This is a genomic window from Endozoicomonas sp. ONNA2 (assembly GCF_024606365.1).
Taxonomy (GTDB): domain Bacteria; phylum Pseudomonadota; class Gammaproteobacteria; order Pseudomonadales; family Endozoicomonadaceae; genus Endozoicomonas.
The window spans coordinates 1-1,054 of sequence record NZ_JAHHPO010000658.1 but is presented as its reverse complement, the minus strand read 5'-3'; the positions used below and the strand labels follow the sequence as shown (position 1 = coordinate 1,054).

The 1,054-nt window shown below is 53.9% G+C and carries 1 protein-coding gene; it reads right to left on the bottom strand.

Features of this window, described 5'->3' with window-relative positions; genetic code table 11:
- Window positions 1-247: 247 nt before the first annotated feature.
- Window positions 248-1,054, bottom strand: an 807-nt coding sequence (locus KDK14_RS11550; RefSeq protein ID WP_257265272.1) for a hypothetical protein, incomplete at its 5' end; no start/stop codon positions are given.

The following is a 1,054-nucleotide window of genomic DNA, read 5'->3' as shown; positions in this document are numbered from 1 at the left end:
GTGTTGGCAACCGTTCCTTTGTAAACCACCCCCGCCCCGATGCCGGCGTGTGCATTTTCACCATTGATGGTTTTGACCGTGCTGTCCACCGCCGTGGTGTTGGCAACCATTCCGAAAACCCTCCCCCCCCCCGATGCCGGCGTGTGCAAACACGCCCGATGTTTTGACCGTGCTGTCCACCGCCATGGTGTTGGCAACCGTTCCTCCACCGTAAACCTCCCCCGCCCCGATGCCGGCGTATGCATGGTTACCCGAGGTTTCGACCGTGCTGTTCACCGCCGTGGTGTTGGCAACGGTTCCTCCTGTGAAAACCCACCCCCCCCCCAATGCCGGTGTATGCATTGTCACCCGAGGTGGAAATACGAACATTTTCGGCCCAGACATCACTGACTGTGCCACCCACATTACAGGCTGCTAAACCAGCCGTCTCCGCAGAATTTATATTGGCATCAGTAATGCGCAGGTTACTGATGCTGCCTTGTTCCAGAGTATTAACCAAACAGTCCGGCAGGTTGCTGATGGTATTGCACTGCCCATCGTACTTGCCGCTGAAACGATCAATGGATTGATAGTCTTTAGTGACAACAATATCCGCCGTCTGTTGATATTTGCCGTCCGATGGATAGTCGGGATGTCGACCAATCTTGCCCAGGGCTTGTGCATCATTAATCTCTATGGATTTCGAATTCGCATACTGAAAAGAGCTGGCAAGCGTGCCAAGTGCAAGCAGTCCTTTGGCTCCCGCACTCCCTTGATAGCGGGCCGTGGATGGCTGTTGAAGGGATACGTCTTTCGAGCCGGGTTCTTTTTCCTGAGCCTCTTCCCGGGCTTCTTGTGATGTCTGTGGTAATTCCGGTTTTGCAACCGGCCCGGGCAAACCGCTTCCGGACCAGGCATTGGCCATATCTTTCACCATGAAAAGGATGGAACTCGACGGCAGGATAGTTGCTGTGGCCAGTCGCAAAAGATCTTCCACTGCTTTGCGGGAATTGAAACTGAGGCGAGGATCTTCCGTTGGAATCAATGATTTCGCAAATGCTTTGGAAACAGCAAC